This is a genomic window from Marinobacter sp. S6332, assembly GCF_023016045.1.
Taxonomy (GTDB): domain Bacteria; phylum Pseudomonadota; class Gammaproteobacteria; order Pseudomonadales; family Oleiphilaceae; genus Marinobacter.
In genome coordinates this window covers 194,971-219,599 of the sequence record NZ_JALKAP010000003.1, presented here as the reverse complement: position 1 = coordinate 219,599, position 24,629 = coordinate 194,971, and the positions used below count along the sequence as shown (strand labels likewise).

Here is a 24,629-nt window from a genome sequence, read left to right as displayed (position 1 = left end):
AGGTGCTGTTATCACGGCCCCTTTGCAAGGAGTATAAAGAGGGTAACGCGCTTTTGCAGCGGAGTTTCGTGTATCCGGCCCCGTTTCCGTTAACAAGCTTCAGAGGCATGTGTAAACTAGGCCGCTGTTATTTGTGTATTGGTGCTAGTTGCGTCATGCACACTCCTTCATGCAACTGGAACAGGAACCTTGCCATCGTGCCAATGCCCGACAGCTATCTGCAAGCGCAGAAAGGCACATTGCCGCGCCGGCTTGTGGGCCTGCTTGCCGGATGCGCCCTAATGTCGGTGGCTGGTTTGTCTTCAAGTGAAGAAGCACCTTCTGCCGCTGAAATGGATTGGCGCCCGAAAAGCCAGCTTCCGGATGCAGTCAGACATTCGCTACCGGCATTTTGCACAGGCGGATACTTGCCGTCTGGCGCCGAAGAGGGCAGGTCGGGGGTGTTTGGTGAAACTGTTGGCGAGGCGGCTGCCTTGCAGGCGAGCGGCCTGAGCGCCCGTTATGAAATTGATCAGGAACTGTATCTCCAAGGCGATGTTCAGGTGCGCCAGGGTAGCTTCCGTGTGTCGGGTTCCGAAGCAAGGTATAGCCAGAATATTGGTCAGCTATCGATTGAAGGCCCTTTGGTCAGCCGCGGTAACGGCTTTTTGTTGACTGGGGAGCGGGCAGAATACGATGTGGATTCAGGGCGCTTTGATATCAACACCGCGACCTTCCTTCTGCACGGGCCGGAAATGCGCGGTAGGGCCGGTAGCCTGTCGCGGCTAGATGACTCTATGGTAAAGATTCGCGATGGCATGTTAACCACCTGTGGCCCACAGCAAAACGATTGGGCTATTGTTGCTTCCGAGATTGAATTGGACCAGAGCGAGGGTTTCGGAACAGCGAAACATGTTCGTCTTGAGGTTTTAGATGTACCGGTTTTTTACTGGCCTTACGCCAGCTTTCCCATTGATGACCGTCGCAAAACCGGCTTCCTTTATCCGCAATTTGGTTCTTCCAGCGCAGGTGGCGGAGTATTTTTGGCGACTCCGTATTACCTGAACTTGGCTCCCCATTACGATGCCACTCTAACGCCGCAGTACATTCATGGCCGTGGGCTGTTCAACGAGGTTGAGGGGCGTTACCTAAGCGATTTTGGCCAAACAACCCTGCAGCTTGGCTATATAGATAATGATTCCGACTACGAAGATGAGAACCCCGGGGAGTCTGGCCAGCGTTGGGGATTGGATGCCTCCACGCGGGCAGCATTGGGTAGTGGTTGGACGGGGTATGGTGATTTTTCTGCAGTCAGTGACGAGGATTACCTGAGCGACCTGAACCGTAGTCTGGAAATTGACCAGACCACGCATCTGCAGCGCAAAGGCGGCGTGCGTTATCAAGGGTCGAATCAGTTTTTCGATGTATACCTTAACGACTACCAGACCGTCAGCGAGCGAATTGCACAGGCGGATAGGCCTTACGCCCAACTGCCAGAAATGATTTACGCTGGCAGCACCGAAGCAGGCTGGCTAGAAGCCGGGCTAGTGAGTCAATACAGCTGGTTCTACCGTGATAACGACACGCTTACAGGGCTCGATAAGGCCAACGGCCAGCGTTTTCTGGCTCGCCCTGAGTTGGCGTTGCCAATGCGCGCCCTTTGGGGCTTCAGCCGCCCGTCGCTCAGCTTGGACTACACCCGTTACGAGCTGGAAGATTACAGTGCCGGTAGTGACAGTTTCGATCGCACCGTTCCAGTGGTGGAGTGGGACAACGGCCTGTATTTTGATCGCCAATCTACCTTGTTCGATGTGCCCTACAACCAAACCCTTGAGCCCCGCCTGTATTACGCCTGGGCTGATGCGGAAGCGGACCAGAACGACATCCCCTCGTTTGATACCGCCTTGCAGACCTTCCGCTTTGAGCAGTTATTCCGGCCAGACCGCTTTGTTGGAGGCGATCGGGTGGGTGATGCCAACCAGTTAGCGGTGGCCTTGACCAGCCGCTTTAATGATCTGGTGACCGGCTCCGAACGGGCCCGTTTCAGTATCGGCCAGATTCAGTATTTTGACGATCGCGAGGTGACTCTCTTCGGGGAGGGCGGGAGTGATCGCAGCCGCTCGCCGCTGGCGGGCGAAGTGGTATTAAACCCTTTTCAAAATCTGCAGGTTCGGTCTTCAGGGCTATGGGACCCTGAGACAGGCGATACTGAAGAGGGGCGCAGCCAGCTGATCTTTCATTCCAGGGATTACCGGTATCTGGCGAGTATTGGCCATACCTACAGCAAGGGAGAGTTGGAGCAATCGGATATTGCGGCGGTTATACCGGCAACAGACCGTGTTAGCCTTATCGGTCGCTGGGTGTACGATTCGGACTTGGATCGCACCGTTGGTTCGCTTGCCGGGATCGAGTACAACAACTGTTGCTGGAGTATCCAAATGGTTCACCAGAATTATCTGACGGATGACCAAACTCTGGATAGCCGTTTGCTGTTTCAGGTTCAGCTAAAAGGTCTGGGTGGCAGTGGCGGCGCATCCACATCGATCTCTAAGGCTATTTATGGTTTTGACGAGCGAGAGCGGCGTCGTTTCTGAGCCGTCTGATTAACGCTGCTATTTACACCCCCTGACGGCAACTGTGCCATTCCGGTACCCTATCCGCAGGCTTATTTCTTCATTAAGAGGTGATTATGAAGGCGACGATTCGCCAGGGTTTACAAACACTGCTGATGCTGTTGGCAGTGGTGCTTTCTTTTGCGGCTCAGGCCGAGCGCAAGTTGCTTGATCAGGTAGTAGCCATTGTTGATGACGATGTGATCCTCCAAACTGAACTGGAAGCCAGAATCAACACAATCACCGGGCGTCTCAGTGCCCAAGGAACCGGCCTGCCGCCCCGACGCCTCCTTGAAGAGCGGGTTCTGGAACAATTGATTACCGAATCGGTCCAGCTGCAAATGGCGGATAGAATGGGCATGCGCATCAGCGATAACGAGCTGAACGAAACCATCGCCAACATTGCTGAGCGTAATGGCCTTAGTTTAGCCGAGTTTGAAGACCAACTTGCCGTTGAGGGCGTAAGCTACCGGCAGGCTCGGGAGCAGATTCGTCAGGAAATGCTCACTGGCCGTGTACAGCAGCGACAGGTTGGCAACCGGGTTCGCGTAACCGAACGAGAAGTTGAAAACTATCTGCAAGCACTGGAATCCACAGGTGGCAACGACGCCGAATACCGGCTCGCTTATATTTTTATCGAACTGGATAACCCGGCTGATGATGCAGCTGTAGACGCCACCCGCGAGAAAGCAGAAGAGCTTCGTGCTGCCATTCTCGATGGTCGAGATTTCCGCGAGGTAGCGGTAGCTGAATCCGATGCCAGCAATGCCCTTGAAGGCGGTGATATGGGTTGGCGTAGCGAACGCCAGTTACCATCACTGGTGGCGCCAGTTGTACCAGAGCTTGAAGTTGGCATTCCTTCCGAGGTTCTGGAGAACAACAGCGGCTTTCACATGGTCATGGTGATGGAGAAGCGCGGGGGCGCCCAAAAGCAGGTTATCCAGCAAAACCGCGTACGCCATATTCTGATTCGTCCGTCTGAAGCCATAACGGACACTGAGGCGGAAGCGACCATTCGCGAACTGTCTCAACAGCTTCAAGACGGTGCTGATTTTGCCGTGTTGGCGCGACAGTATTCAGACGACCCAGTATCCGGCTCTGACGGTGGCAATCTTGGCTGGGTAAGCCCGGGCCAAATGGTGCCCGCGTTTGAACAGGCTATGCAGGAGGCCAGTGTCGGCGAATATAAAGGCCCGTTCCGCTCGCAATTTGGCTGGCATATTCTGCAGGTTGAAGAGCGTCGCCAAAAAGATATCAGTACAGACGTGAAAGAAGCCGAAGCCCGTCAGGCGATTTATCGCCGTAAGTTTGAAACCGAGCTGCAAAACTGGCTCAGAGAAATCCGGGATGAGGCCTTTGTCGAGTTCAAAGGTGAGTATGCAGACAATGCAGCAGAAGATGAGTCTGCCAATGCGCAGGAAACTGCAAAATAATGGCTGAAGACATTGTTCTCGCACTGACTGCCGGAGAGCCAGCAGGCATTGGCCCCGAGCTGTGTCTGGCGTTGGCTGCAGCGCAGCGTGAAGTGGGCGTGGTGTTGGTTGCCAGCCAGCCAATGCTGGAGGCGCGAGCCAGACTTCTAGGGCTCGACGTAAAGCTACATGCTTGGCGGCCTGACATGGAGCCAAGAAAGGGTGTGGGCGAGCTTTCCGTATTGCATGTAGAAGGCTGTACTTCGTACCAAGCGGGCAAGCTCGACACGGCTAACAGTCGCTATGTTTTGGACACACTCACAGTTGCGGCCAAAGGCTGTCTTGAGGGTGATTTCGACGGCATGGTCACGGCGCCGGTACACAAAGGCGTGATCAACGAAGCGGGTATTGAGTTCAGTGGTCATACTGAATTTTTGCAGGAGCTCTGTGGCGTTGAACGGGTAGTTATGATGCTGGCCACTGAAGAGCTACGAGTAGCCTTGGTAACCACTCACTTGCCCCTCAAAGACGTGTCCGCCGCGATTACGCCCGAGCGTTTGACGCAAGTCGCCACCATTTTGAACGCCGATCTGAAAACATTTTTTGGAATTGCGCAGCCAAAAATTTTGGTTGCGGGGCTAAATCCCCATGCGGGTGAAAGTGGCCACCTTGGCCGGGAAGAGATTGAAGTGATTGAGCCAACCCTTGAGACCCTCCGCGCCCAAGGAATACAGGTGGTCGGCCCCCTACCGGCAGACACGCTGTTCACGCCCCATTGGTTAGACGACGCCGATGCCGCCTTGGCCATGTATCACGATCAGGGCTTGCCGGTGCTTAAATTTCAGGGCTTTGGGCGCGCGGTAAACATCACCCTTGGGTTGCCCATAGTGCGCACATCCGTGGATCACGGCACGGCTCTGGACCTCGCTGGCACCGGCAAGGCCGATGCGGGCAGTTTGCATACCGCTATTCGAGTGGGCGAGCAAATGGCGCGCTCCCTCAAATCCGCTACTAAGAGAGAAATCTGAGTGAGCAAAAAAGCCGGCCATCAGGCCAGAAAACGGTTTGGCCAGAATTTTCTTCACGATCCGGGTGTGATTGAGCGCATTATTCGCGCCATTCACCCCAAGCCAGACGACGCCATTGTCGAAATAGGCCCGGGGCTTGGCGCAATAACAGAGGAAATTCTCGCGGTTAATCCGAAACTTCAGGTGGTGGAGCTAGACCGCGATCTCATTCCTGTGCTGCGCACCAAGTTTTTCAACTACCCCGATTTTCACATCCACGAAGCCGACGCACTGAAGTTTGACTTCAGCCAGCTTGTGGATGAGAGGCCTCTGCGCATCATTGGTAACTTGCCTTATAACATCTCCACTCCCCTGATTTTTCACTTGCTGGCTCAGTCAGGTGTGGTGCAAGACATGCACTTCATGTTGCAAAAAGAAGTCGTACAGCGGATGGCAGCAGTACCCGGCGATAACAATTACGGCCGGTTGGGCATCATGACCCAGTATTTCTGCAAAGTTCAGCCCTTGTTTGAAGTAGGCCCCGGCGCCTTCCGGCCCGCGCCAAAAGTGGATTCTGCCATTGTGCGGCTAGTACCTCATGCAGAGCTTCCGCACCCTGCAAAGGATCTTGTCACCCTGCAGGCTGTGGTAAGAACAGCGTTTAACGCTCGCCGAAAAACCCTGCGCAAAGCTTTGGCGGGATTGGTAACGGTTGAGCAACTGCAAGCTTTGGGCATCAATGACGGCCTACGGCCGGAAAACCTCAGTTTGGCCGACTACGTAAGTATTGCGGATGCGCTAACAGACGAAAAAAGCCGAGCCCAGCCCGGTGAGGGAAGCGCAGGAGACGTGTGCGGAGACAGCCATGACTGATTACGCCATAGGCGATATTCAGGGCTGTTACGACCGCTTGCAGGATGTTCTGGCCAAGGTGGATTTTTCGCCTTCCCGAGACCGCCTTTGGGTGGCGGGTGATTTGATTAACCGGGGACCCTCCTCCCTGAAAACCTTGCGTTATATTGAAAGCTTGGGCAGTGCCGCTGTGGTGGTTCTGGGTAATCACGATCTGCACCTGCTGGCAGTGTCTCTTGGTGGCCATGCGCCGAAGCGCAAAGACACACTCGCAGAGATACTGAATGCTCCGGATCGCGATAAGTTAGTGAACTGGCTACGCCAGCAAAATCTGTGCGTGTACGATTCTGACCGCAACATCATGATGGCCCACGCAGGTATTCCTCATATTTGGAGTATCAAGCAGGCCCTTGCCAGTGCGCGGGAAGTGGAAGATGTTATTCGTGGAGAACAGGCTCCAGAATACTTTGCGCATATGTACGGCAACAAGCCAGAAGGCTGGAATGAAAAGCTCACTGGCATGGATCGTTGGCGGGTCATCACCAACTATTTCACCCGAATGCGTTTTATTGCCGAAGACGGCAGGCTTGAGCTGACTGCAAAAGAGTCGGCAGGCAAGGCGCCCAAGGGATTTACGCCCTGGTTTGAATTTCCGCGCGCTGATGATTTAAAAGTGATTTTCGGGCATTGGGCGGCCATCGAAGGTGAGACAGGCAGTACACAGTTTATTGGTTTAGATACTGGCTGCGTTTGGGGCGGAGCCCTCACGATGATGAATCTGGACACTGGGGAGAAAATCCACTGTGACTGCTGAATCTATAGAGTCGCATCCAACAAACGTTATGCGCCTTCCCATCATTACAGGCGCTTTTTTTGCGGTGACAGCGGTTATGGCTGGAGCGTTTGGTGCTCATGGCCTGCGCAATATAGTGAGTGAGCGTAGCTTAGAGGTTTTTCAAACAGCCGTTACCTATCAGATGTATCACGCCATCGCGCTGGTGCTGGTTGCCCTGTTATCCGGATTTGGGCTTTCACGGCGGCGACTGAGCTTGGCTGCAGGCTTCTTTTCTTTAGGCATCCTGCTATTCAGTGGCAGCTTGTATACGCTAGTGCTGACAGACATACGCTGGGTTGGCCCGATTACGCCTCTTGGCGGTATATGTTTTATGATTGGCTGGGCACTACTGCTGACCGTTGGCCTTCGCCAGAATGGGACTCAAAACAGAGGTTAAGAATGCTATGCAGGTTCAGGTAAATGGCGAAGCCATGGAGCTGCCAGAAGGGGCCACGGTTGCCGCATTGTTAGAAAAAATGGCTCTCGCCGGTAAGCGACTGGCGGTGGAGGTAAATGAAGACATAGTAGCCCGCAGCCAACATGCCGAATTTGCCCTAAGTAATGATGATCGCGTGGAAGTTGTTCACGCGATTGGAGGCGGGTAAAACCCGCCTACCCGCAATTCTTTAATTTGTGAATTTACATCACTACGTTTCATCAACCCGGAAACACTATGACCGACACGCCCGAGATTCAGTTGCCTGAAGACAAACCTCTTGAAATTGCTGGCCGTATTTACCAGTCACGGTTGCTGGTTGGCACCGGCAAATATCGCGACCTGATGGAAACTGGCCACGCCATCGAAATGAGCGGTGCTGAAATTGTGACCGTGGCGGTTCGCCGCACCAATTTGGGCCAGAACCCAGACGAGCCAAATCTACTGGATGTGATCTCCCCGGAACACTACACCATCCTGCCCAACACAGCCGGTTGTTACACCGCCAAAGATGCAGTTCGCACCTGTAAGCTAGCAAGAGAACTGCTTGACGGCCGCGATCTGGTGAAGCTGGAAGTGTTGGGTGAGCATAAAACGCTATACCCGAATATGCCGGAAACTTTGGTGGCCGCCGAAGAGTTGATTAAAGACGGCTTCAAGGTAATGGTCTACTGCTCCGACGACCCCTTACTGGCCATGCGTCTTGAGGAAATGGGCTGTATCGCGATCATGCCTTTGGGCGCACCCATAGGCTCCGGGCTGGGTATTCAGAACCGTTACAACATTCGGCTGATCGTCGAAAACGCTAAGGTGCCCGTACTGGTGGATGCCGGTGTGGGCACGGCCTCTGATGCCACCATCGCCATGGAATTGGGCTGCGACGGCGTACTAATGAACACCGCCATCGCACAAGCCAAAGACCCTATTAAAATGGCCAATGCCATGCGTTTGGCTATTGAAGCAGGTCGCGAAGCTTATCTCGCTGGGCGGATGCCCAAAAAGCTCTATGCAAGTGCCTCTTCGCCTCTTGACGGTACTTTTTTCTGATTCAACTTCTGATTAAGAGCGCTGCAGTATGGCCATAACCGATCAGAAACCCAGCCGCCGAGAAGCGATTCTCCACGCTCTCTTGGAGTTGCTGGAAAAGGACCCAGGCGCCAGACTCACTACCTCTGTTCTCGCCAAGTCCGTTGGTGTAACAGAGGCGGCGCTGTACCGCCATTTTCCTAGCAAGCGCAAAATGTTTGAAGCGCTTCTGGAGTTTGCGGAAGAAGCGGTATTTTCTCGTTGCCAGGTTATTCTGCAGGATCAGGAAGACGTGCGGGTTCGTTTGCAGCAAGTGGTGCACTTGGTTCTGGTTTTTGCGGAGCGTAATCCGGGGTTGTGTTGTGTTCTCACTGGTGATGCGTTGGTGGGCGAAAACGAGGCTTTACGCAAGCGTGCCTCGCAGTTCTTCGAGCGCTTGGAAACGCAGGTGCGGCAAACCCTGAAAGAAGGCGAAATCCGCCAGGGCTTGCGGCCACGCACCAGTGCCACACGGGCGGCGGATTTTGTTCTTGTATTCATGGAAGGCCGAATCCAGCGGTTTATCCGCTCGTCGTTCTCCCGATTGCCTACGGCTGATTTTGACGAGAGTTGGGGGTTGGTTGCTGAGGGCATTTGGGGCTAGTAGCTAGGAGTTTTCCTCGTTTGTAGCCTGATTGCTATGGTGCAGACCAACCCCACCAACCTCGTTCGCGCAGCTAAGATATATCGGGCTTCTTTTCGTATTTTTGATGAGATTTCAAGTTAGCCAGATTGCACAGTTAGGAAGGCCCTGTCCCGGAATGTCGTAGGCCATGGATGGCCTACGCCAAGCGCACACGGACGTGCTTGTAGCGGTTCCGGGACAGGGCCTTCCTGACTGTGCCTGCCCCAAAGAAGGCTACAAAGAGGGAAAACTCCCAAAGCTCGAGATTCACTCGTAACCAGAAGCCGAACGAAGAATCTCACGAATAGGCTCCCAGATTGCAGGTGCCGAAATCAGAATATCGCGACCCCAGAGGTCGGCAGGGTAACCCTCCGGAACTTCACTGAAGTGGCCAGCCGTTGCTCCGGCTTCCAGAGCGATTAAGCGAGCAGCCGCAAAATCCCACGGGCTGACGTTTTCGTAGTAGATGTCCAAACGGCCACAGGCCACCCAGCAGATATCCAGTGCCGCTGAGCCAATGCGACGTAGGTCGCGGCATTGGTGAATCATCGCATTCAGGCGGTTAACCAGCGGCGCCAGATTGTCTTTGGTGTAGGGGAAACCAGTTGCGAAGAGCGAATCCCTTGGAACCGTCGCGCCACTGTGATGGATAGGGTTACCGTTGAGCGTAGCGCCATCACCGCGTGTGGCGCGGAAGGTTTCACCGGGGAAAGGTGCATGCACAACACCCGCTTGCACGCGACCGTTTTCAGCATAAGCAATAGACACCGCAACCTGCGGGTGACCGTAAGCGTAGTTTACCGTGCCATCAATGGGATCAACGATCCATAGCGGCGTTTCCAGCTCCTCAGCTTGACTGAGATCCGGCATGGACTCTTCTGATAGGATGCGGTGTTCAGGAAAGCGCTTGCGAATCGCATTGGTGATAAATTCATCAGCCATAACATCGGCGTGGGTGACCAGCTCAGTCTGCGCTTTGTATTCGGTGCGCAGAGTGTTGTTGTCACGCTCCCGACGAATCAGCTCCCCGGCTTCCCGGGCTAGATCTTCTGTAAAATCAGTGATGTCCCGTAGGGAAAAAGAGTCAGACATGGCGCCCCCCGCTATTATCTCTGAAGAGTGAGGGCGCCAGTCTAGCATGGCAAGATCAGAGGCTGTTCAGCCAGCTCTCCAGTTTATCCATGGCCTCGACCAATCGCGGGCAAGCCTGTTTGACAAAGTCTGTAGTCAACTCCTGATCACCGTAGTCATCACCCGCCAACTGCAGAGCCTCGGTGCCGTCGAAGTCTACAAATGCCAGACGAGCCCCAAGATGATCCGGTACAAACCCGAAGTCACTGGCGGGCAGAATGGCAACTCCTGTGTCCTCCAGCAAAGACTGGCAAAAGGCCTGACTGGTTTTAATGTCTCTTTTTGCCAGCAATTCGCGGAAGTTGTCAAAGTTCGGGAATAGGTAAAACGCGCCCTCAGGCTTTTGCACAACCGCCCCCATGGCACTCAGGCGAGTATGCATGTATTCGCCCACCACTTTCAGCACCCGCCGGGACTGTGTCAGATATTCGTCAATGTCTTCACCACCATCAAACGCTGCGATGGCCGCATACTGTGTCGGGGCGCTGGTGGAGGTGTAGGTCTCGCTGGCAATGATCGCCATGGCGTCCTGCAGGGCGCGCAGTTCTTTCGGGAAGATAAAGGTCCCCAGTCGCCAACCACCGGCACCAGCCCATTTACTCAACCCGGTGCTGATGATAGTGCCCTCCGGGTAGTAACGAGCGATTGACCGGTGATTCCCCTCAAAATGAACTTCGCCGTAAATCTCGTCGGAAAGCAGAATAAGCCGATATTTTCTCGCCACGTTGGCAATGGCCAGCAACTGGTCATCGGTGTACGAGCAGCCAGTGGGGTTAGAAGGGTAGTTAAGGATCAGAATGCGCGGGCGGGATGCATCGTCCCGGCAAATGATGTCCAGTTCTTCCGCTGTCAGTTGCCAGTTATTCTCTGCATGGGTGGGTAGCCAGTGCACTGAGCGGCCAATGATACGTGCCTGAGGTGCATAGGAAACCCAGCTGGGCCGAGGAATAAGCAGGTCGCCATAATAAGCGAGCTGCAGCATGAACAGCAGTTCCTTCGAGCCGGGGCCGATCAACACATCTTCCCAAGTGCACCGTACCCGCTCACTGCGGTTTATGTAGCCAGCAATGGACTCGCGGAGGCTTTTTAGGCCTTTGACCGGCAGATAGTCTTTCTCATGGGCGTGTTCACGCAGCGCATTCACTATCCGCTCCGGCACGGGAAAGGGCGACTGGCCCAGACCGAGCTTGATGATATCTTTGCCTTCGGATTTGAGCTGGTTGCTCAGTTCATTGATTCGCAAGGTGGAGGAAGGTTGAATGCCGCGAACGTTCAGGTTAATCGCAAACCGCTGGTCGTTGTGGATGTCCATTGTCTCTGTCTGTTGGTTGGGAATGGCACCAATAGTATAGGAAACCCAAACATATCTGTGTGCGCAATGCGGATAGGTGATTGCCGAGGGGCGCTCTTCCTTAGTGATTGCGAACCCAAACTTCAACTCGCCCGTTGCGCTTTTCTCCACTCGCACCTCCGGACATACCCACTGGCATGTAGTGACCATAACCGGTGTAGCGAACATCGTGAACACCAAGGTCAGAGAGCGCCTTGCGTACTGACAGTGCCCTTAGTTCTGAGATCATTTGGGCTCGCAATTCGTTGGTTTGTTGGTCTGCAAAACCAATGAGCATTAGGTCGACCGCTTCGCGATTTTCCCTCCTAAGATAATCAGCCACTCGGAGCAAATCCCTTTTCGCTTTGTTGTCCAGCTTGGTACGTCCTTCCGAGAAGCGGAAGTTAACGGTCAGTCGATTATAGTTCTGTGTCAGCAATTTGAACGAGGGCGGTGTGCTACCGACCAAATCGGGTTTAACTGCGAGGGGATTTTGGGAAACAAAGCCTGACTTAGAGACAAGGGCCTGACCTTCTGCCCCCAATACGAATTCGACAAAGTCTTTCGCTAGGGTCTTTGTAGCATCGCCGGATGTGTACATGAATAAGCGTCGGGAAAGCGGGTAATCTTCGCTGGCAACCGTTAGTACGGATGGTTTCAGCGCGGGAGCTTCGCCATCTGAAATCGCCAGTACCTTGCTATTACGGATTGAAGCCAGCCCAGAAAAGCCAATGCCTCCGGGGTCGGCACTCACATCGTCTGAGAGTTGGTCGTTCGATTCATAGCGTTTGGCCGAAGCATGAAGTGGGTAGCCCTTGCCCAAAACCAGACTCTTAAAGGTGTCCCAGGTTCCTGAGCGGTCATCCCGCGCATACAGGTTAATGGGCCGGTCAGCGCCACCGATTTCAGACCAGTTGCGAATTTCACCTGAAAATATGCTAGCCAGTGTATCGATACTGAGTTGATTGATTAGATTTGAAGAATGAACCAATACCGCTAGGCCATCTATTGCAATGACATGCTCGCTTTCAAGATCTTCGAGGTTGGCGCGTTCCGACATTTGATCTACTTCCGTCGGCTTGACAGGGCGGGAGGAGGCCCAAATATCGGCACGTTTGGCCTTTAACGCTTTGAACCCTGTACTGGAACCGTGAGCGGCGACCAAAACTCTAAGAGGCGCACCCTTCTGGCTTCCTATCAAAAGCTTCTCGTTATGTTTGCCGTTGCCAAGGGTTTGGATGGGTTCATTGCCGCGACTGTTAAGGAAACCTTCGACCAGCATAGGTGCCAGTACCGCCCCGATCGTGTTGGAGCCGTGAATCTCCATCTCTTCAGCGCGGCTGGTGGACATACTGAACATTAAAATTAGGCACAATAAGCCCGGCAGGGCGCTCTGCTGAGTGAGGTGTGAACGGTGTTGTATCATCATAAAGCCCCATGGCAACAAACAGTTAGCGTTGCGGGAAGAATGAGGCAGAATTATTACAGGAATGTTTCAGTGGCCAAAAAGTGGCAACGAGAGCCAGCCAACTCGGGATATTAGGAAAAGCGGTGAGGGTCTAGTTCCATGTTCAATATTCGAGGCCCAAGCATGATAACTCGGCCGCTATAGCGCTCTTCACCAGTAGAAGTGAAATCGAAAAGAAAGCGGCGCCAAACGCGAATTTGGCCTTGATCATCCCGTTTGAACCAGATGCCGCGCAAATAGATGGCATCATCAAGCAGCATAACGTCCATGGTTTTGCAGTAGCGGTGAACGGCCTGAAGTACCGAGTCTTTTATAGCCTTGGCACGCCACCAGTACCAAATGGCAAAGGCAGCAATAAAGAGCCAGAACAGCGTTCCCAGAGTCATAATAACAGCACTATCGCGGCAGGTTTCCGAAAGAAATAACAAGATGGAATCCAGACTACCTTATTGTGGGGGATTGGGGAATCGCTATGGTTTCGAACCGCCGCTAGAAGCGGGAATCATTTCAATAGTTTGTAAGCAGGTACCGAATAACGAATGGTGAATTAATGTTCAGTTCGTTATTATTTAATACCGGAGGCCCATCCATGTTATGTGCGATGTGTGGTTTCCCTCTATACTGATTAGTGTGCAGATTTGAGAGCTGCGGACTGAAGTACCAGGAGCGTGTGATTCATGCAGTTTGAGCAGCCGCTAGATTTTAGAGCGTTGGTGGATCAGTACCCGCGCGCCATCATGATTGCCACCAAAGAACCGAGAATTATCTATGTAAACAGCATGTTCCATTCCGTCACCGGCTATGAATCGGATGAGGTGATGGGCGACTCCCCTTCCGTGCTCAGTGCTGGGCTCCATGCACGAGAATTCTATCAATCTATGTGGCAATCTCTGGCAACAGACGGCCGCTGGGAAGGATTAGTTTGGAACCGAAAGAAAAGCGGCGAAGTGTGCCCGCAGTGGCTCAGTATTTTCTCCATGGAATACGAAGGCCAACAGGTTTATGTCGGGATGTTTATGGACATGAGCGAGAGAACCGGGGCGGATGAGCGCCTGGCTGCGCTTGCCTATTACGACCCGCTTACAGAACTACCCAACCGCTCATTGTTTCAGGAATTCTTGAATGCCCGCGTAAGCCAGTATGTTCGCGGCGATGCGTGTTTTGCGGTGCTTTTTATTAATTTGGATTTCTTTAAAACGATCAACAGCCTGCACGGCCATGAGCGGGGCGATGGCGTACTCAAGCAGGCGGCGCTTTGTATTCAAAGTGTGGTGCACAAGGATGACATAGTAGCCCGACTTTCAGGCGACGAATTCGCCGTCATTGTAGAGTTGCAAGAGTGTGCCGAACTGGAGGAGGTCTGCCAGCGCATGGTTCACGCCTTCCGAGCGCCGGTCATTGTTGGCGATCGAGAGTGCTTTATATCGGCATCTGCAGGCGCGGCGGTTTATCCCCTGCACGGAAAGAGTGGTGCAGAACTCTTGCACAAGGCAGATCGCGCCTTGCACATGGCTAAGTTGGCGGGGCGTTCCTGCTACCGCATATACAGCCAAGCGGATGATGAGCAGGGGCGCAGTGAGCAGCAATTGTCTGAGGCCTTAACGGTCTCTTTGAAAACCTCTCCGGATGAGTTCTATGTTGTGTATCAGCCCCAATACGAACTCAGTTCCGGGCAAGTTGTGGGCGTGGAAGCTCTCTTGCGTTGGCAGCACCCGGAGCTTGGTGCTGTATCGCCTGGCGATTTTGTGCCTGTGGCAGAGCGTCGTGGCCAGATTCATGAAATAACCCAGCAATTGGTGCGAGGGATATTGGCGGATTTAGAAGAAACACAACCGGCTGTGCAAGGGCAACTTGGGTTAGCAATTAACATCTCTGCACGCCAAATCACTGACGCTCGGCTGGGCGTCGTGGTTGGTCCGCTGTTTGAACGTATCCGCGCGATGGGCTGGCGCCCGGAAATAGAGATCACAGAAACTCATGTTATGAATCTCTCCGGTCCGTGTTTGGAAAAGCTGAAAGGGTTTAGGGGGCAAGGTATCGGAATAGCAATTGATGACTTTGGAACCGGTTATTCATCGTTGGCTTACCTGCAAAACCTTCCTGTACAAGTGCTCAAGATTGATCGTCAATTCATCAGCCGTCTTGGCGGGGAAACGGGCGGTTCAAGGATTGTATCTGCGATTCTTGGGATAGCAGAGGCGCTTGGGCTTGAGGTTGTGGCTGAGGGCGTCGAAAACCAAGCCCAGTATCAGGAGCTTTGTGAGCTGAATTGCCAGAGGGGACAGGGCTTTTTGATGGCAAGGCCCCAGCGCTGGAAGCAAGTACAAGAAACCATCGCTTATCCCTACCGCAATGGCGATGACTGAACTCTAGTTCCATGGGTGCCTTACTCATTCGTTACCCTCAAATGTTGCCCATTAAAAAACCCGGCTCATGATCAGTGAGCCGGGTTTTTAGTTACTGCCGTTAGCTTTTATGAACTTACGGGCACCGGTTCTGAGCGACTATCCTGTTCGTCTTTCCCTTCGTTGTGATCGCGAGCCAGCAGAATGTAGAACGCTGGTAACACGAATACCGTGAACAGGGTGCCAATGCCCAAGCCGGCACTGATGGTTAAACCAATAGCGAAGCGGCTTTCTGCGCCCGGTCCGGCTGCGATAAGCAGCGGTACCATAGCGAAGATCAGCGCCAGCGACGTCATTATGATGGGCCGCAAACGAATGGCTGCTGCTTCAATAACCGCTTCCGTTTTGTTCATGCCTTTATCTTTCTGCAGCAGGTTGGCGAACTCCACAATCAGTATGCCGTTTTTAGAGACCACCCCGATCAGGGTAATCAGACCTACCTGCGTGTAGATATTCATGGTCGCAAAGCCAAGAACGATAAACGCCATGGCACCCGCTACGGACATGGGCACTGACACGAGAATGATGAACGGATCGCGCCAGCTTTCGAACTGTGCCGCAAGCACCAGATAAATCACCAACAGCGAAAGGAAGAAAGTAACCACCAGAGCGCTGCCCTGATTGGCCAGCTGCCGGCTCTGACCTGTGTAGTCGTATGTGAAACCTTGCGGAAACACTTCGTCGGCAGATTGTTCCATGAATTCCATAGCTGTGCCCGCCGCGACACCGGGCATAACGACGCCTTGCAGAGTGAGCGAGTTTTGCTGGTTAAACTGTGTACGGTTGGACGGTTCAACATCGTGTGTAAAGCTCACAACACTGCCCAATGGCACTAAATCGCCATTGCCTGTGCGGATATAATAATCGTTCAGCGCTTGCTCATCCAAACGGAACTTCTGATCCACCTGCGGGATAACTTGATAGGAGCGGCCTTCCATGCTGAAACGGTTGATATAACCGCCACCAAGCATGCTGGAAAGCGATTGCCCCACGTCTTGCATTGAAAGCCCAAGGTCCGCCACCCGGTCACGATCAACATTGATGCGGGTAACCGGCCGATCAAAGTTGATCGACTTCTGGAGGAACATAAAGTTACCGCTGCCCATAGCCTTGCCCAACAGCTCACTTGCTACCTGATCAAGCTGCTCGTAACTGCTGCCGGTGGTGATCACGAACTGGAACGGCAGACCACCGCCTGAACCGGGTAGGGCTGGTGGAGCGAATACCGCAGTCTGCAGCCCGGTCACTTTTTTAAGTTCGCCATCAAGCTGAGGCTGGATTTCGAACTGGCTAAGCTCCCGCTTGCTCCAGGGTTCCATCTTGAAACCACCAAATACAGCGTTAGGGGCGGTGATGCCCACAATCATGAAGTCTTCTGCATAGCCGGGTGTGGAAGCCAGACGCCCCTGAACTTCGTCGCCGTGCTCAAGCAGGTAATCCAGAGTGGCTGTTTGGGGGCCAAGGCCCTGATAGAACAAGATGCCTTGATCTTCCGTGGGGGCCAGTTCGTTCTGGCTCATCATCGCCATGAAGTAGATGGAGCCAAGCACCACGAGCGCAAAAAACACCACCACGGATTTGGTTTGCATCAAAGAGCCGAGCGCTGATTTATAACCCGACGAAATGCCGTTGAACGTGCGCTCTACCAGCCTTTCGAATTTACCTGGGTTGCCATGAGGCTTCAGAACCATGCCGGACAACATAGGCGAAAGCGTAAGAGCCACAATGCCCGAGATTACGACGGTACCGGCCAGCGTGAAGGCGAACTCGGTAAACAGGGAGCCTACAAGACCGCCCATAAACCCGATCGGCGCGTACACGGCCACCAAGGTGGTGGTCATGGCAATGATGGGTACAGCCATCTCTCTGGCGCCGTGCAGGGCAGCTTCAAACCGTGACTCACCTTCCTCGATGTGTCTGTGTACGTTCTCGACCATAATAATGGCGTCGTCTACTACCAGACCGATGGCAAGAACCATAGACAGCAGAGTGAGTAGGTTCAGAGAGAACCCGAACATCAACATAATGAAAGCGCCGCCAATCAGTGACAGTGGGACTGCTACCGAGGGCACAATGGATGCGCGAATAGAGCCTAGGCACAAGAAAACCACCACAAGAACGATACCCATGGCTTCAATTAGGGTACGGATCACTTCGTTGATGGAATCTTCAATAAAGTCCGATGCGTCATAAGCTAGGCGCACGTCCATCTCGCCCGGCAACTGGCTTTTGATATCCGGAAGATCATCTTTAACCAGACCAGCTACCGTGAGCGGGTTGGCGCCCGGCGCCAGCTCAATAGCCACGTAGGTTGCGGGCTGACCTTTATACAGCGCTAGCGCACTGTAGGTTTGTGACCCCAGTTCAACGCGGGCAATGTCCTGCAATCGAATCTGGGTTCCGTTAACCTGCTTGACCACCAGATTGTTGAACTCGTCTGGATCCGCGACATCTGTGTCACTGGTCATGCTTATTTCAGTGTAGGCGCCCTTGGTGTTGCCCACTGCCGCCTGATAGTTGTTGGCGCGCAGCTTGGCGACCACTTCTCCGGGCGTCATGTCCACCGCCGCAAGGCGCTCAGGGTCCAGCCACACCCGCAGGGCGAACTCGCGCCCAAGAAGTTGTGCTTTACCTACGCCAGAAAGTGCCTGCAATCTAGGTTGCACTACCCGAGTCAGGTAATCGGTAATCTGAGGAACGGCCATCTCGGTGCTGTAAAAAGCAATGTACATCAGCGCCGTGGAATCACCCGTGGTGGAGGTGATTACCGGGTCCTGCGCATCAGCCGGGAGTACGTTGCGCTGGCTGGCCACCTTGGCCTGAATTTCAGCCAGTGCCGCGTTGGCGTCGTAGTTCAGCACCATCTTGGCCTCGATGGTCGACTTACCCTGCGAGCTGGTGGATGTCAGGTAATCGATACCGCTGGCTTCGGCAATCGCTTGCTGCAGTGGTGTGGTTATGAAGCCTTTGATGAGGTCTGAACTAGCACCCGGGTAGGCCGTTGTGACCGTAACCGTTGTGCTTTCGAGTTCCGGGTATTGCCGGATCTCCATTTCCATAGCGGCTCGGGCACCGAGCAGCAGGATGAGTAGGCTAACCACCGTCGCCAAAACGGGACGATGGATGAAAATGTCGGTGAATCGCATTATTCAGAGGCCTCCTGCGGCTGCTTTTTCTGGCTCTGGCCAGAGCTCTCGTCAGAGTTCTCTTCTTGAATCTTGACCTTTTGGCCAGCGCGGAGTCTCAGCAATGCTTTGGAAACGACTTTCTCGCCTGCTTCGAGGCCGGAGAGAATAGCAACACGCTTGTCACGGGTTTGGCCCGCAGTGACGCTGCGGCGATTGACAACCAGATCGCCATCATCATTTTCCTCAATCACAAACACGAAATCGCCATAGGTGTTGTAGGAGACGGCCGTGCGGGGAACCGTAACCACTTCGTCATCCTTCGGCTGCAAGGTGCGGATGGTTGCGAACATGCCCGGTCTGAGCAGCTTCTGTGGGTTGCTCAGAGTGGCGCGCACACGCACAGTGCGGGTTTCGGGGTTCACGGATGTGTTGATGGCGCTGACTTTGCCCTTGAACTCCTGCTCGGGAACTGCGGCAACGGTAGCCACCACTGAGTAGTCCCGTGCAACGTCCTGCAGATTCTTTTCAGACAAGGTGAAATCTACATAGATCGGATCAAGCATGTTGATTTCAACGATCGGCGTGCCCGTGGCAATGTACTCACCCTGATCCACCATACGAATGCCTAGAGTGCCATCGAAGGGTGCGCGGATAACTTTTTTACTGAGCTGGGCATCCGCCTCGTTAACGCGGGCTTGGGCTGCGTCGAAGTTGGCTTTGGACTCATCAAATTGGGACTGGGACACAGCACGCTTTGGCAGTAGGTCGGAGATACGTTTGAACTCCTGCTCCGCAAGTTGGGCCTCTGCCCTACGGGTGCGCACGGCGGCTTCGTCAATTGCCGTATTCAGGCGAATGAGAATGTCGCCTTTTTTCACCGTATCGCCTGATTCGAAATTAATGCTCGAAATAACGCCAGGCACCTCGTTGGCAACTTCAATGCCGTTGACCGCATTAACACTGCCCACGGCCTTAATACTTGGGGTCCAGCTCTCAGTGCGAGCTTCGGTGGCAGATACCTCTGCAGGCGGTTGCGGTTGGGACAGCATTTCTTTCATCTGGCCAAACTGGTAAAACTTATAGCCAAAGATGCCGCCAAGCACCACGCCGAGGAAAATAATTGCGATCAGGAAGCGGGAAGCAGTGCGCATAGTTCAGGTCCTGGGAATCTCTATTTGGATGCGGGAATGATAAATTCGCGACAAAGCGTAGCATCCTACAAAATTCAGGGTGTACTTGTCACCGGGTTGTAGGTATTTTTGGCTAGCTTTGCCGTTATATTGGGTGCCAGAATTACGCTCTTTCAGCAGCAAAGGATCAATCATGCATTGGATACTTGGAATTGCGCTGGCGGCAACCGTCTTTGTGATTCTAAAACAGTGGGGTGGATTGTCGGCGGAAAAGAAAAAAGCTGCAACCTGGAAGCTTGTCTTTATTGCTGGCGGCATCTTTTTGTTGGTGATGGTTTTAACCGGCCGAGTGCATGTGTTGACCGCCGGAATCGCGGCGTTGATACCTCTTTTGCGCAAACTGCCGGAACTTGCCCGGTTCTTCCCCACCTTGAACCGACTTTTCTCGGGCAAAGACAATGCTGGGCCTGCCGGTGGCGCCGAGTCGGGGCAGCCGCAAGGCACCGGAATGACTGAGCGAGAAGCCTGCGAAATACTGGGTGTTACCGCAGACTGTTCAAAAGAAGACGTTGTTTTGGCGCACCGCCGCCTTATCCAAAAGCTGCACCCGGATCGTGGTGGCAGCGACTATCTGGCTGCGAAGATCAACGAAGCCAAAAGTGTTCTGCTCCACGGTAGAGCCTGAGTGTTAATGGATAACGTCGACCTTAACTTCAAAACTGCGATTGTCTGAGCGGCTGCTTTTTACGCTGTAAGCAATGCCTGATTGTTCGCTGGTGGATTGAGTAGACGCACTGCCCAATGAGACCCATTGACCGGGCTCTACGCGGCGAATGGTCACCAGCGCCTGCGTTTCATAACCTTCCAGCTCGGCGGGGTCGACCTCAAAAGATACGATGTTAAGTTCCACTGCCCGGTCTGAAATAACCTGAGGGCTAACAACAAACCCGCTGCGTGTTTCGACCTGAGTTAAAATAGCCGCCGGGTTCCTACCGCCACGCACAGCGAAGGGCAGGGTACGCACCTGACCTGATGTAATATGGGCCGATTGCCCATCCATAACGACAAGGCTCCGTTCCCGCGAGCCGCTGGTGCTGGTAACGCGACGTTCTACGGTAACGCCAACCGTGTTTCTGGTTGTAGTAATGCCGCCGCCGGAGCCTTTGCCGCCAATATCGTCTGTAGAACGCACTGTTATTCGCAGCTGGGCTTGGGCTACATCAAGGGTTTCAACCAAGGTGCCGATTTCATCTAGCATTGACTGTGTTCCGCGAACCACAATCTGTTGACCTCTAGCCGTCACTGCCAAGGATTCGCCCTGATACAGCTCCCGAATCTGCGCAGCAACGTCATCAGCGGGTCGATTGTTGAGTTGGTAAGCGCGGGATTCCGCGTATGCAGTGCCGGAGCCTGAGGCGAGCGCCAGAGCAACAATAAAGGCGAGGCGAGAGGTGAAGTTGCGTAGGCTCAATGACATATTTTGGCTCCCATTTTCCCGAAAAACGCGGTTTGTTTGGTAAAAAAGTCCGGTTTACGGGTTGCCAAGGTGAAAACCCGGGGTATATATTGATAAGCATGAAGACGACACAAGCGATCTGTCAATTGAATGTTCTGCAAGCTTTCGGCCAAAAGGCGAAGGATGCGGTCGCTGCTGTGTTTTTTTGGTGGTTTGGTTATGGCTTTTATTTTAGCCAGCGTCAGGGCCGCCCTTAGCATCTTCAACAAACGAATAACGAGGATGGCAGCCCGGCGAAAAACCAGGCTGCCGTCGGACTCAGAAAGCCCCGACTGGTAGCCCAGCCGGGGCTTTTTTGATTCTGATACAGGGAAACGGGAAAACAGATATGAACATGCCTTTGAACGCCGCCGGGAAAGATCAGGTGCTAAGTGCAGCCGCAACACAGCGTGAGGAAACTGCGCTGCCTACGCCAGCTGAGCTACGCCAGCGATTGCCGGTGGATGAGCGGCTTGCCCGACAGGTGAGCAGGCACCGGCAAGCGGTTCGCGATGTTTTGCACGGCTCGGATGAGCGAACTTTGATCGTCGTCGGCCCCTGTTCGATTCATGATGAAGTCGCTGCGCTGGAGTATGGTGAAAAGCTCAAAGCTCTGGCTGACGTTGTCAGCGACCGCTTTCTAATTGTGATGCGCGCCTATTTAGAAAAGCCCAGAACAACCGTAGGGTGGAAGGGCTTGTTATACGATCCCGAACGCACAGGCACAGGCGACCTCAACGAAGGCTTGCTCCGCTCACGACGCTTGCTTCTTAACTTAGCCGAGATGGGGTTGCCATTGGCCACTGAAGCTTTGAGCCCTTTTGCCATGGATTACCTGGGGGACTTGGTGAGCTGGACTGCCATCGGAGCCCGCACCACCGAATCTCAGATTCACCGCGAGATGGTCAGTGGGCTGCCGATGCCCGCAGGTTTTAAAAACGGCACTGACGGTGGTATCAGCGTTGCGATTAATGCGATGAAGTCGGGAGCCCACCCGCATCACCACCTAGGTGTATCCAGTCATGGGGCGCCGGTTATGGTTAGCACCCGGGGTAACCCAGACACCCATCTTGTGCTGCGTGGCGGCAGGGGAATCACTAATTACGATGAAGTCAGCATTCAGCACGCCGTGAAGAGCCTGTCTGAAGCAGATCTGTGCGCAGCCATTATGGTGGATTGCAGCCACGATAACGCCTGCAAACAGGCTGAGCGACAGATCGATGTAGCTCGTGAAGTAATGCGCCAGAAGCATTCGGGTAGCTCTGGTATTCGTGGGCTGATGCTGGAGAGTTTTCTAGAGGCAGGCCGACAAAACGACGGCGACGACCTGCGCTATGGGTGCTCTATTACTGACCCATGCCTGAGCTGGGACCAGACGGAGGCTCTGCTCCGCTCACTGTAGAGAGTAAGAGCTGGCCAGCCAGCAACAGCAAAACACCGCCCATGAGCCGGTCTAGCCAATGGCCAAACCGGTTAAAACCTTTGCGCACGGCGGGCAGGGTGAAGAATATGGCAACCAAAATGAACCAAACCCCTGTAGCCACCGCCATATAAGCGCCATAGCTGGCCTGAATCGCTACTGGAGTGCCCGGGCTGATCACTACCGAAAACAGCGAGACAAAGAACAGGGTCGCTTTGGGGTTCAGAGCATTGGTTAAGAACCCCAGACGCAGCGCGGCAAAACTGGACTGCGATGTGTGCGGTTCGGTTTCCACATGAATCCCGCCTGCTCGGGCTTTGAGGCACTGGACAGCAATCCAGGTTAGATACAAAGCCCCGGCAATCTTAAGTATGGTAAACAGCAGTATCGACTGCTGGATAATAAAACCAATACCCAACAGCGAATAGCTTACGTGCACCAGAATGCCAGCACCGATACCTATGGCAGTGAGTAGGGCATTCCGGCGGCTTTGGCACAGCGCCTGCCGGATCATTACCGCAAGGTCTGGCCCCGGGCTGGCAACAGCCAGCAGATGCACAAGCGCCACAGTGAAAAATTCCGGCCAGTAATTGTTCATACTAAGGTTCTCGTTAACTATCAGAATTACGGGTAAAGGCTTATGGATAAAAACGCAGAGATTGCCAGAGTCTGTATAGGGCTGTCAGCATAAACCCAGTCGCCGGTTTTTTCACCTACCGCACAAAACAATCCCTGCCTCTATACTGGCGTATACTCGATTGACTATTTCATCCACTGTCCCGAGCTTCGGGAGTATCGGTTTGGAGACTAATTTATGGAAAAGCGCGAAGTTGACGTTGCCATTATCGGTGCGGGCACTGCAGGTATGGTCGCCTATAGCCGCGTACGAAAAGTTACGGATAAGGTTGTGCTGATCGAAGGCGACCAGTATGGCACTACCTGTGCGAGAGTGGGCTGTATGCCAAGTAAACTTCTGCTTGCTGCAGCGGACAGCGCATACCAGATGGCTCAGGCAGATCTTTTCGGAGTGTCTGCGGGCAAGATTACCGTAGACGGAAAAACAGTTATGGCGCGAGTGCGCTCAGAACGGGACCGGTTTGTCGGTTCGGTTCTCCGCTCGGTAGAAAAGTTCTCCGAAGAGCACAAAATCAAGGGTCATGCCCGCTTTGCTGGGCCTAACCGCCTCATTGTCGGCAACGATATCGAAATTGATGCCAAGCGTATCGTTATCGCTACCGGTTCTCGCCCCAACATTCCGGGGTTTTTGAAAGAAGCAAAAGACCGCTTAGTGGTAAACGACGATATTTTCGAATGGCAGGATTTGCCCGAATCGGTGGTGGTTTTTGGCCCTGGGGTGATCGGGTTGGAACTAGGCCAGGCACTCAGCCGCCTCGGTGTTCGGGTAAGAATGTTCGGTGTGGGTGGCGCCGTTGGGCCGATTCAGGACGATAGTATCCGTGCTTATGCACTCAGACGCTTCAATGAAGAGTTCCCGTTGGATCCGGATGGTGATGTGAAACGGGTTGAGCGCGTGGATGGAGGCGTGGCGGTTACATTCACTGATGGCAGTGAGGGCGACAAAACCGAAACATTCGAGTATTTGCTCGCGGCGACGGGGCGTAGGCCAAACGTCGACGGTTTGGATATACAAAACGCCGACATTGAATTAGACGACAAAGGTATGCCCCTTTATGACCCGCACACACTTCAGTGTGGGCAAAGCCATATATTCATTGCGGGGGATGCGAACAACCATTTGCCTCTGTTGCACGAAGCCGCAGATGAAGGTCAGATTGCTGGAAATAACGCGGCGTCTTACCCGGAAGTTAGAGCAGGCAAAAGAAGCACTCCCCTTGCAGTTGTGTTTACCGACCCCCAAATAGCTAGTGTGGGGCTAACGATTAATGAAGTGGATAAGCGTTGTGGCGGCTGCTTCGCAGTAGGGGAAGTGTCGTTTGAAAATCAGGGTCGTAGCCGAGTGATGGGCAAAAACAGTGGTTTGTTGCGGGTATACGGCGAGCATGGCAGCGGGCTATTTCTGGGTGCCGAAATGTTTGGTCCGGCGGCCGAGCACATAGCCCACTTGTTGGCATGGTCAGCACAACGCCGGTTAACCGTCAGCGAAATGCTGGAAATGCCGTTTTATCACCCAGTAATTGAGGAGGGTGTGAGAACGGCACTCAGAGACCTCAACCGAAACCTAAATATAGGACCGGCCCCAGAGGGTGATTGCACCGATTGTGGCCCTGGTGTTTAAACGGTTCAAAGATAAATTCCTGCTATGACCTAAATGGGATAA

Annotated in this window: 21 protein-coding genes; 13 read left to right on the top strand and 8 right to left on the bottom strand. The window is 53.7% G+C overall.

Annotated elements, in window-relative coordinates; all coding sequences use genetic code 11:
- Positions 1-281 precede the first annotated feature (281 nt).
- The 9 genes from MWU62_RS05740 to slmA all read left to right on the top strand — a co-directional run bounded on the left by MWU62_RS05740 (position 282) and on the right by slmA (position 8,802).
- Positions 282-2,573, top strand: coding sequence for an LPS-assembly protein LptD (locus MWU62_RS05740; protein WP_247114126.1), 2,292 nt, complete (start codon positions 282-284; stop codon positions 2,571-2,573).
- Between the two features lie 95 nt (positions 2,574-2,668).
- Entirely contained in the window at positions 2,669-4,024 is a 1,356-nt protein-coding gene (locus tag MWU62_RS05735) for a peptidylprolyl isomerase (RefSeq protein WP_247113954.1), read from the top strand.
- A complete protein-coding gene (gene pdxA, locus MWU62_RS05730; protein ID WP_247113953.1) occupies positions 4,024-5,031 on the top strand; it encodes a 4-hydroxythreonine-4-phosphate dehydrogenase PdxA in 1,008 nt (335 codons plus the stop codon). The genes MWU62_RS05735 and pdxA overlap by 1 nt, the downstream gene beginning before the upstream one ends.
- Entirely contained in the window at positions 5,032-5,883 is an 852-nt protein-coding gene (gene rsmA, locus MWU62_RS05725; protein WP_200362176.1) for a 16S rRNA (adenine(1518)-N(6)/adenine(1519)-N(6))-dimethyltransferase RsmA, read from the top strand.
- On the top strand, positions 5,876-6,676 hold the full coding sequence (locus MWU62_RS05720) for a symmetrical bis(5'-nucleosyl)-tetraphosphatase (protein ID WP_247113952.1): 801 nt from the start codon (positions 5,876-5,878) through the stop codon (positions 6,674-6,676). Before rsmA ends, MWU62_RS05720 begins: the two co-directional genes overlap by 8 nt.
- Positions 6,677-6,704: 28 nt before the next feature.
- Positions 6,705-7,094, top strand: coding sequence for a DUF423 domain-containing protein (locus MWU62_RS05715; RefSeq protein WP_200362817.1), 390 nt, complete (start codon positions 6,705-6,707; stop codon positions 7,092-7,094).
- A gap of 7 nt (positions 7,095-7,101) precedes the next feature.
- Positions 7,102-7,302 carry a sulfur carrier protein ThiS gene (thiS, locus tag MWU62_RS05710; RefSeq protein ID WP_247113951.1) on the top strand — a complete coding sequence of 67 codons (201 nt, stop codon included), beginning with the start codon at positions 7,102-7,104 and terminating at the stop codon, positions 7,300-7,302.
- A gap of 68 nt (positions 7,303-7,370) precedes the next feature.
- The gene (locus MWU62_RS05705; protein ID WP_247113950.1) at positions 7,371-8,180 is read left to right on the top strand and encodes a thiazole synthase; all 810 of its coding nucleotides are present in this window, start codon (positions 7,371-7,373) and stop codon (positions 8,178-8,180) included.
- A gap of 34 nt (positions 8,181-8,214) precedes the next feature.
- Positions 8,215-8,802 carry a nucleoid occlusion factor SlmA gene (slmA, locus tag MWU62_RS05700; protein ID WP_348645629.1) on the top strand — a complete coding sequence of 196 codons (588 nt, stop codon included), beginning with the start codon at positions 8,215-8,217 and terminating at the stop codon, positions 8,800-8,802.
- A gap of 288 nt (positions 8,803-9,090) precedes the next feature.
- Here the strand turns inward: slmA and MWU62_RS05695 are convergent, their stop codons facing one another.
- From MWU62_RS05695 to MWU62_RS05680, 4 genes are all read right to left on the bottom strand, one after another.
- Positions 9,091-9,915: an inositol monophosphatase family protein gene (locus MWU62_RS05695; RefSeq protein WP_200362172.1), complete on the bottom strand. Its 825-nt coding sequence runs from the start codon at positions 9,913-9,915 to the stop codon at positions 9,091-9,093.
- A 55-nt stretch (positions 9,916-9,970) separates the two neighbouring features.
- The gene (locus tag MWU62_RS05690; RefSeq protein ID WP_247113948.1) at positions 9,971-11,416 is read right to left on the bottom strand and encodes an aminotransferase class I/II-fold pyridoxal phosphate-dependent enzyme; all 1,446 of its coding nucleotides are present in this window, start codon (positions 11,414-11,416) and stop codon (positions 9,971-9,973) included.
- Positions 11,367-12,713 carry a substrate-binding domain-containing protein gene (locus MWU62_RS05685; protein ID WP_227714098.1) on the bottom strand — a complete coding sequence of 449 codons (1,347 nt, stop codon included), beginning with the start codon at positions 12,711-12,713 and terminating at the stop codon, positions 11,367-11,369. The genes MWU62_RS05690 and MWU62_RS05685 overlap by 50 nt, the downstream gene beginning before the upstream one ends.
- Before the next feature lie 110 nt (positions 12,714-12,823).
- Positions 12,824-13,138, bottom strand: coding sequence for a DUF3301 domain-containing protein (locus MWU62_RS05680; protein WP_200362809.1), 315 nt, complete (start codon positions 13,136-13,138; stop codon positions 12,824-12,826).
- A 291-nt stretch (positions 13,139-13,429) separates the two neighbouring features.
- Between MWU62_RS05680 and MWU62_RS05675 the strand changes: the two genes are divergently transcribed.
- On the top strand, positions 13,430-15,118 hold the full coding sequence (locus tag MWU62_RS05675; RefSeq protein ID WP_247113947.1) for a bifunctional diguanylate cyclase/phosphodiesterase: 1,689 nt from the start codon (positions 13,430-13,432) through the stop codon (positions 15,116-15,118).
- A 107-nt stretch (positions 15,119-15,225) separates the two neighbouring features.
- Here the strand turns inward: MWU62_RS05675 and MWU62_RS05670 are convergent, their stop codons facing one another.
- Both MWU62_RS05670 and MWU62_RS05665 read right to left on the bottom strand, forming a co-directional pair.
- Positions 15,226-18,303 carry an efflux RND transporter permease subunit gene (locus MWU62_RS05670; protein WP_247113946.1) on the bottom strand — a complete coding sequence of 1,026 codons (3,078 nt, stop codon included), beginning with the start codon at positions 18,301-18,303 and terminating at the stop codon, positions 15,226-15,228.
- The gene (locus tag MWU62_RS05665; protein WP_247113945.1) at positions 18,303-19,436 is read right to left on the bottom strand and encodes an efflux RND transporter periplasmic adaptor subunit; all 1,134 of its coding nucleotides are present in this window, start codon (positions 19,434-19,436) and stop codon (positions 18,303-18,305) included. Before MWU62_RS05665 ends, MWU62_RS05670 begins: the two co-directional genes overlap by 1 nt.
- A gap of 172 nt (positions 19,437-19,608) precedes the next feature.
- Here MWU62_RS05665 and MWU62_RS05660 point away from each other — a divergent pair, with 172 nt between their 5' ends.
- Positions 19,609-20,100, top strand: a complete 492-nt coding sequence (locus MWU62_RS05660) for a molecular chaperone DnaJ (protein ID WP_200362168.1) — start codon at positions 19,609-19,611, stop codon at positions 20,098-20,100.
- Between the two features lie 3 nt (positions 20,101-20,103).
- Here MWU62_RS05660 and MWU62_RS05655 read toward each other — a convergent pair whose 3' ends face one another.
- Entirely contained in the window at positions 20,104-20,892 is a 789-nt protein-coding gene (locus MWU62_RS05655) for a secretin N-terminal domain-containing protein (RefSeq protein WP_247113944.1), read from the bottom strand.
- A 367-nt stretch (positions 20,893-21,259) separates the two neighbouring features.
- Between MWU62_RS05655 and MWU62_RS05650 the strand changes: the two genes are divergently transcribed.
- Complete coding sequence (locus MWU62_RS05650) at positions 21,260-22,312, top strand: 3-deoxy-7-phosphoheptulonate synthase (RefSeq protein ID WP_281494808.1); 1,053 nt, start codon at positions 21,260-21,262, stop codon at positions 22,310-22,312.
- Here MWU62_RS05650 and MWU62_RS05645 read toward each other — a convergent pair.
- Entirely contained in the window at positions 22,257-22,928 is a 672-nt protein-coding gene (locus tag MWU62_RS05645; protein ID WP_247113943.1) for a LysE family translocator, read from the bottom strand. The genes MWU62_RS05650 and MWU62_RS05645 overlap by 56 nt on opposite strands.
- A 216-nt stretch (positions 22,929-23,144) precedes the next feature.
- Between MWU62_RS05645 and MWU62_RS05640 the strand changes: the two genes are divergently transcribed.
- Complete coding sequence (locus MWU62_RS05640) at positions 23,145-24,587, top strand: dihydrolipoyl dehydrogenase (protein WP_247113942.1); 1,443 nt, start codon at positions 23,145-23,147, stop codon at positions 24,585-24,587.
- Positions 24,588-24,629: the final 42 nt, after the last annotated feature.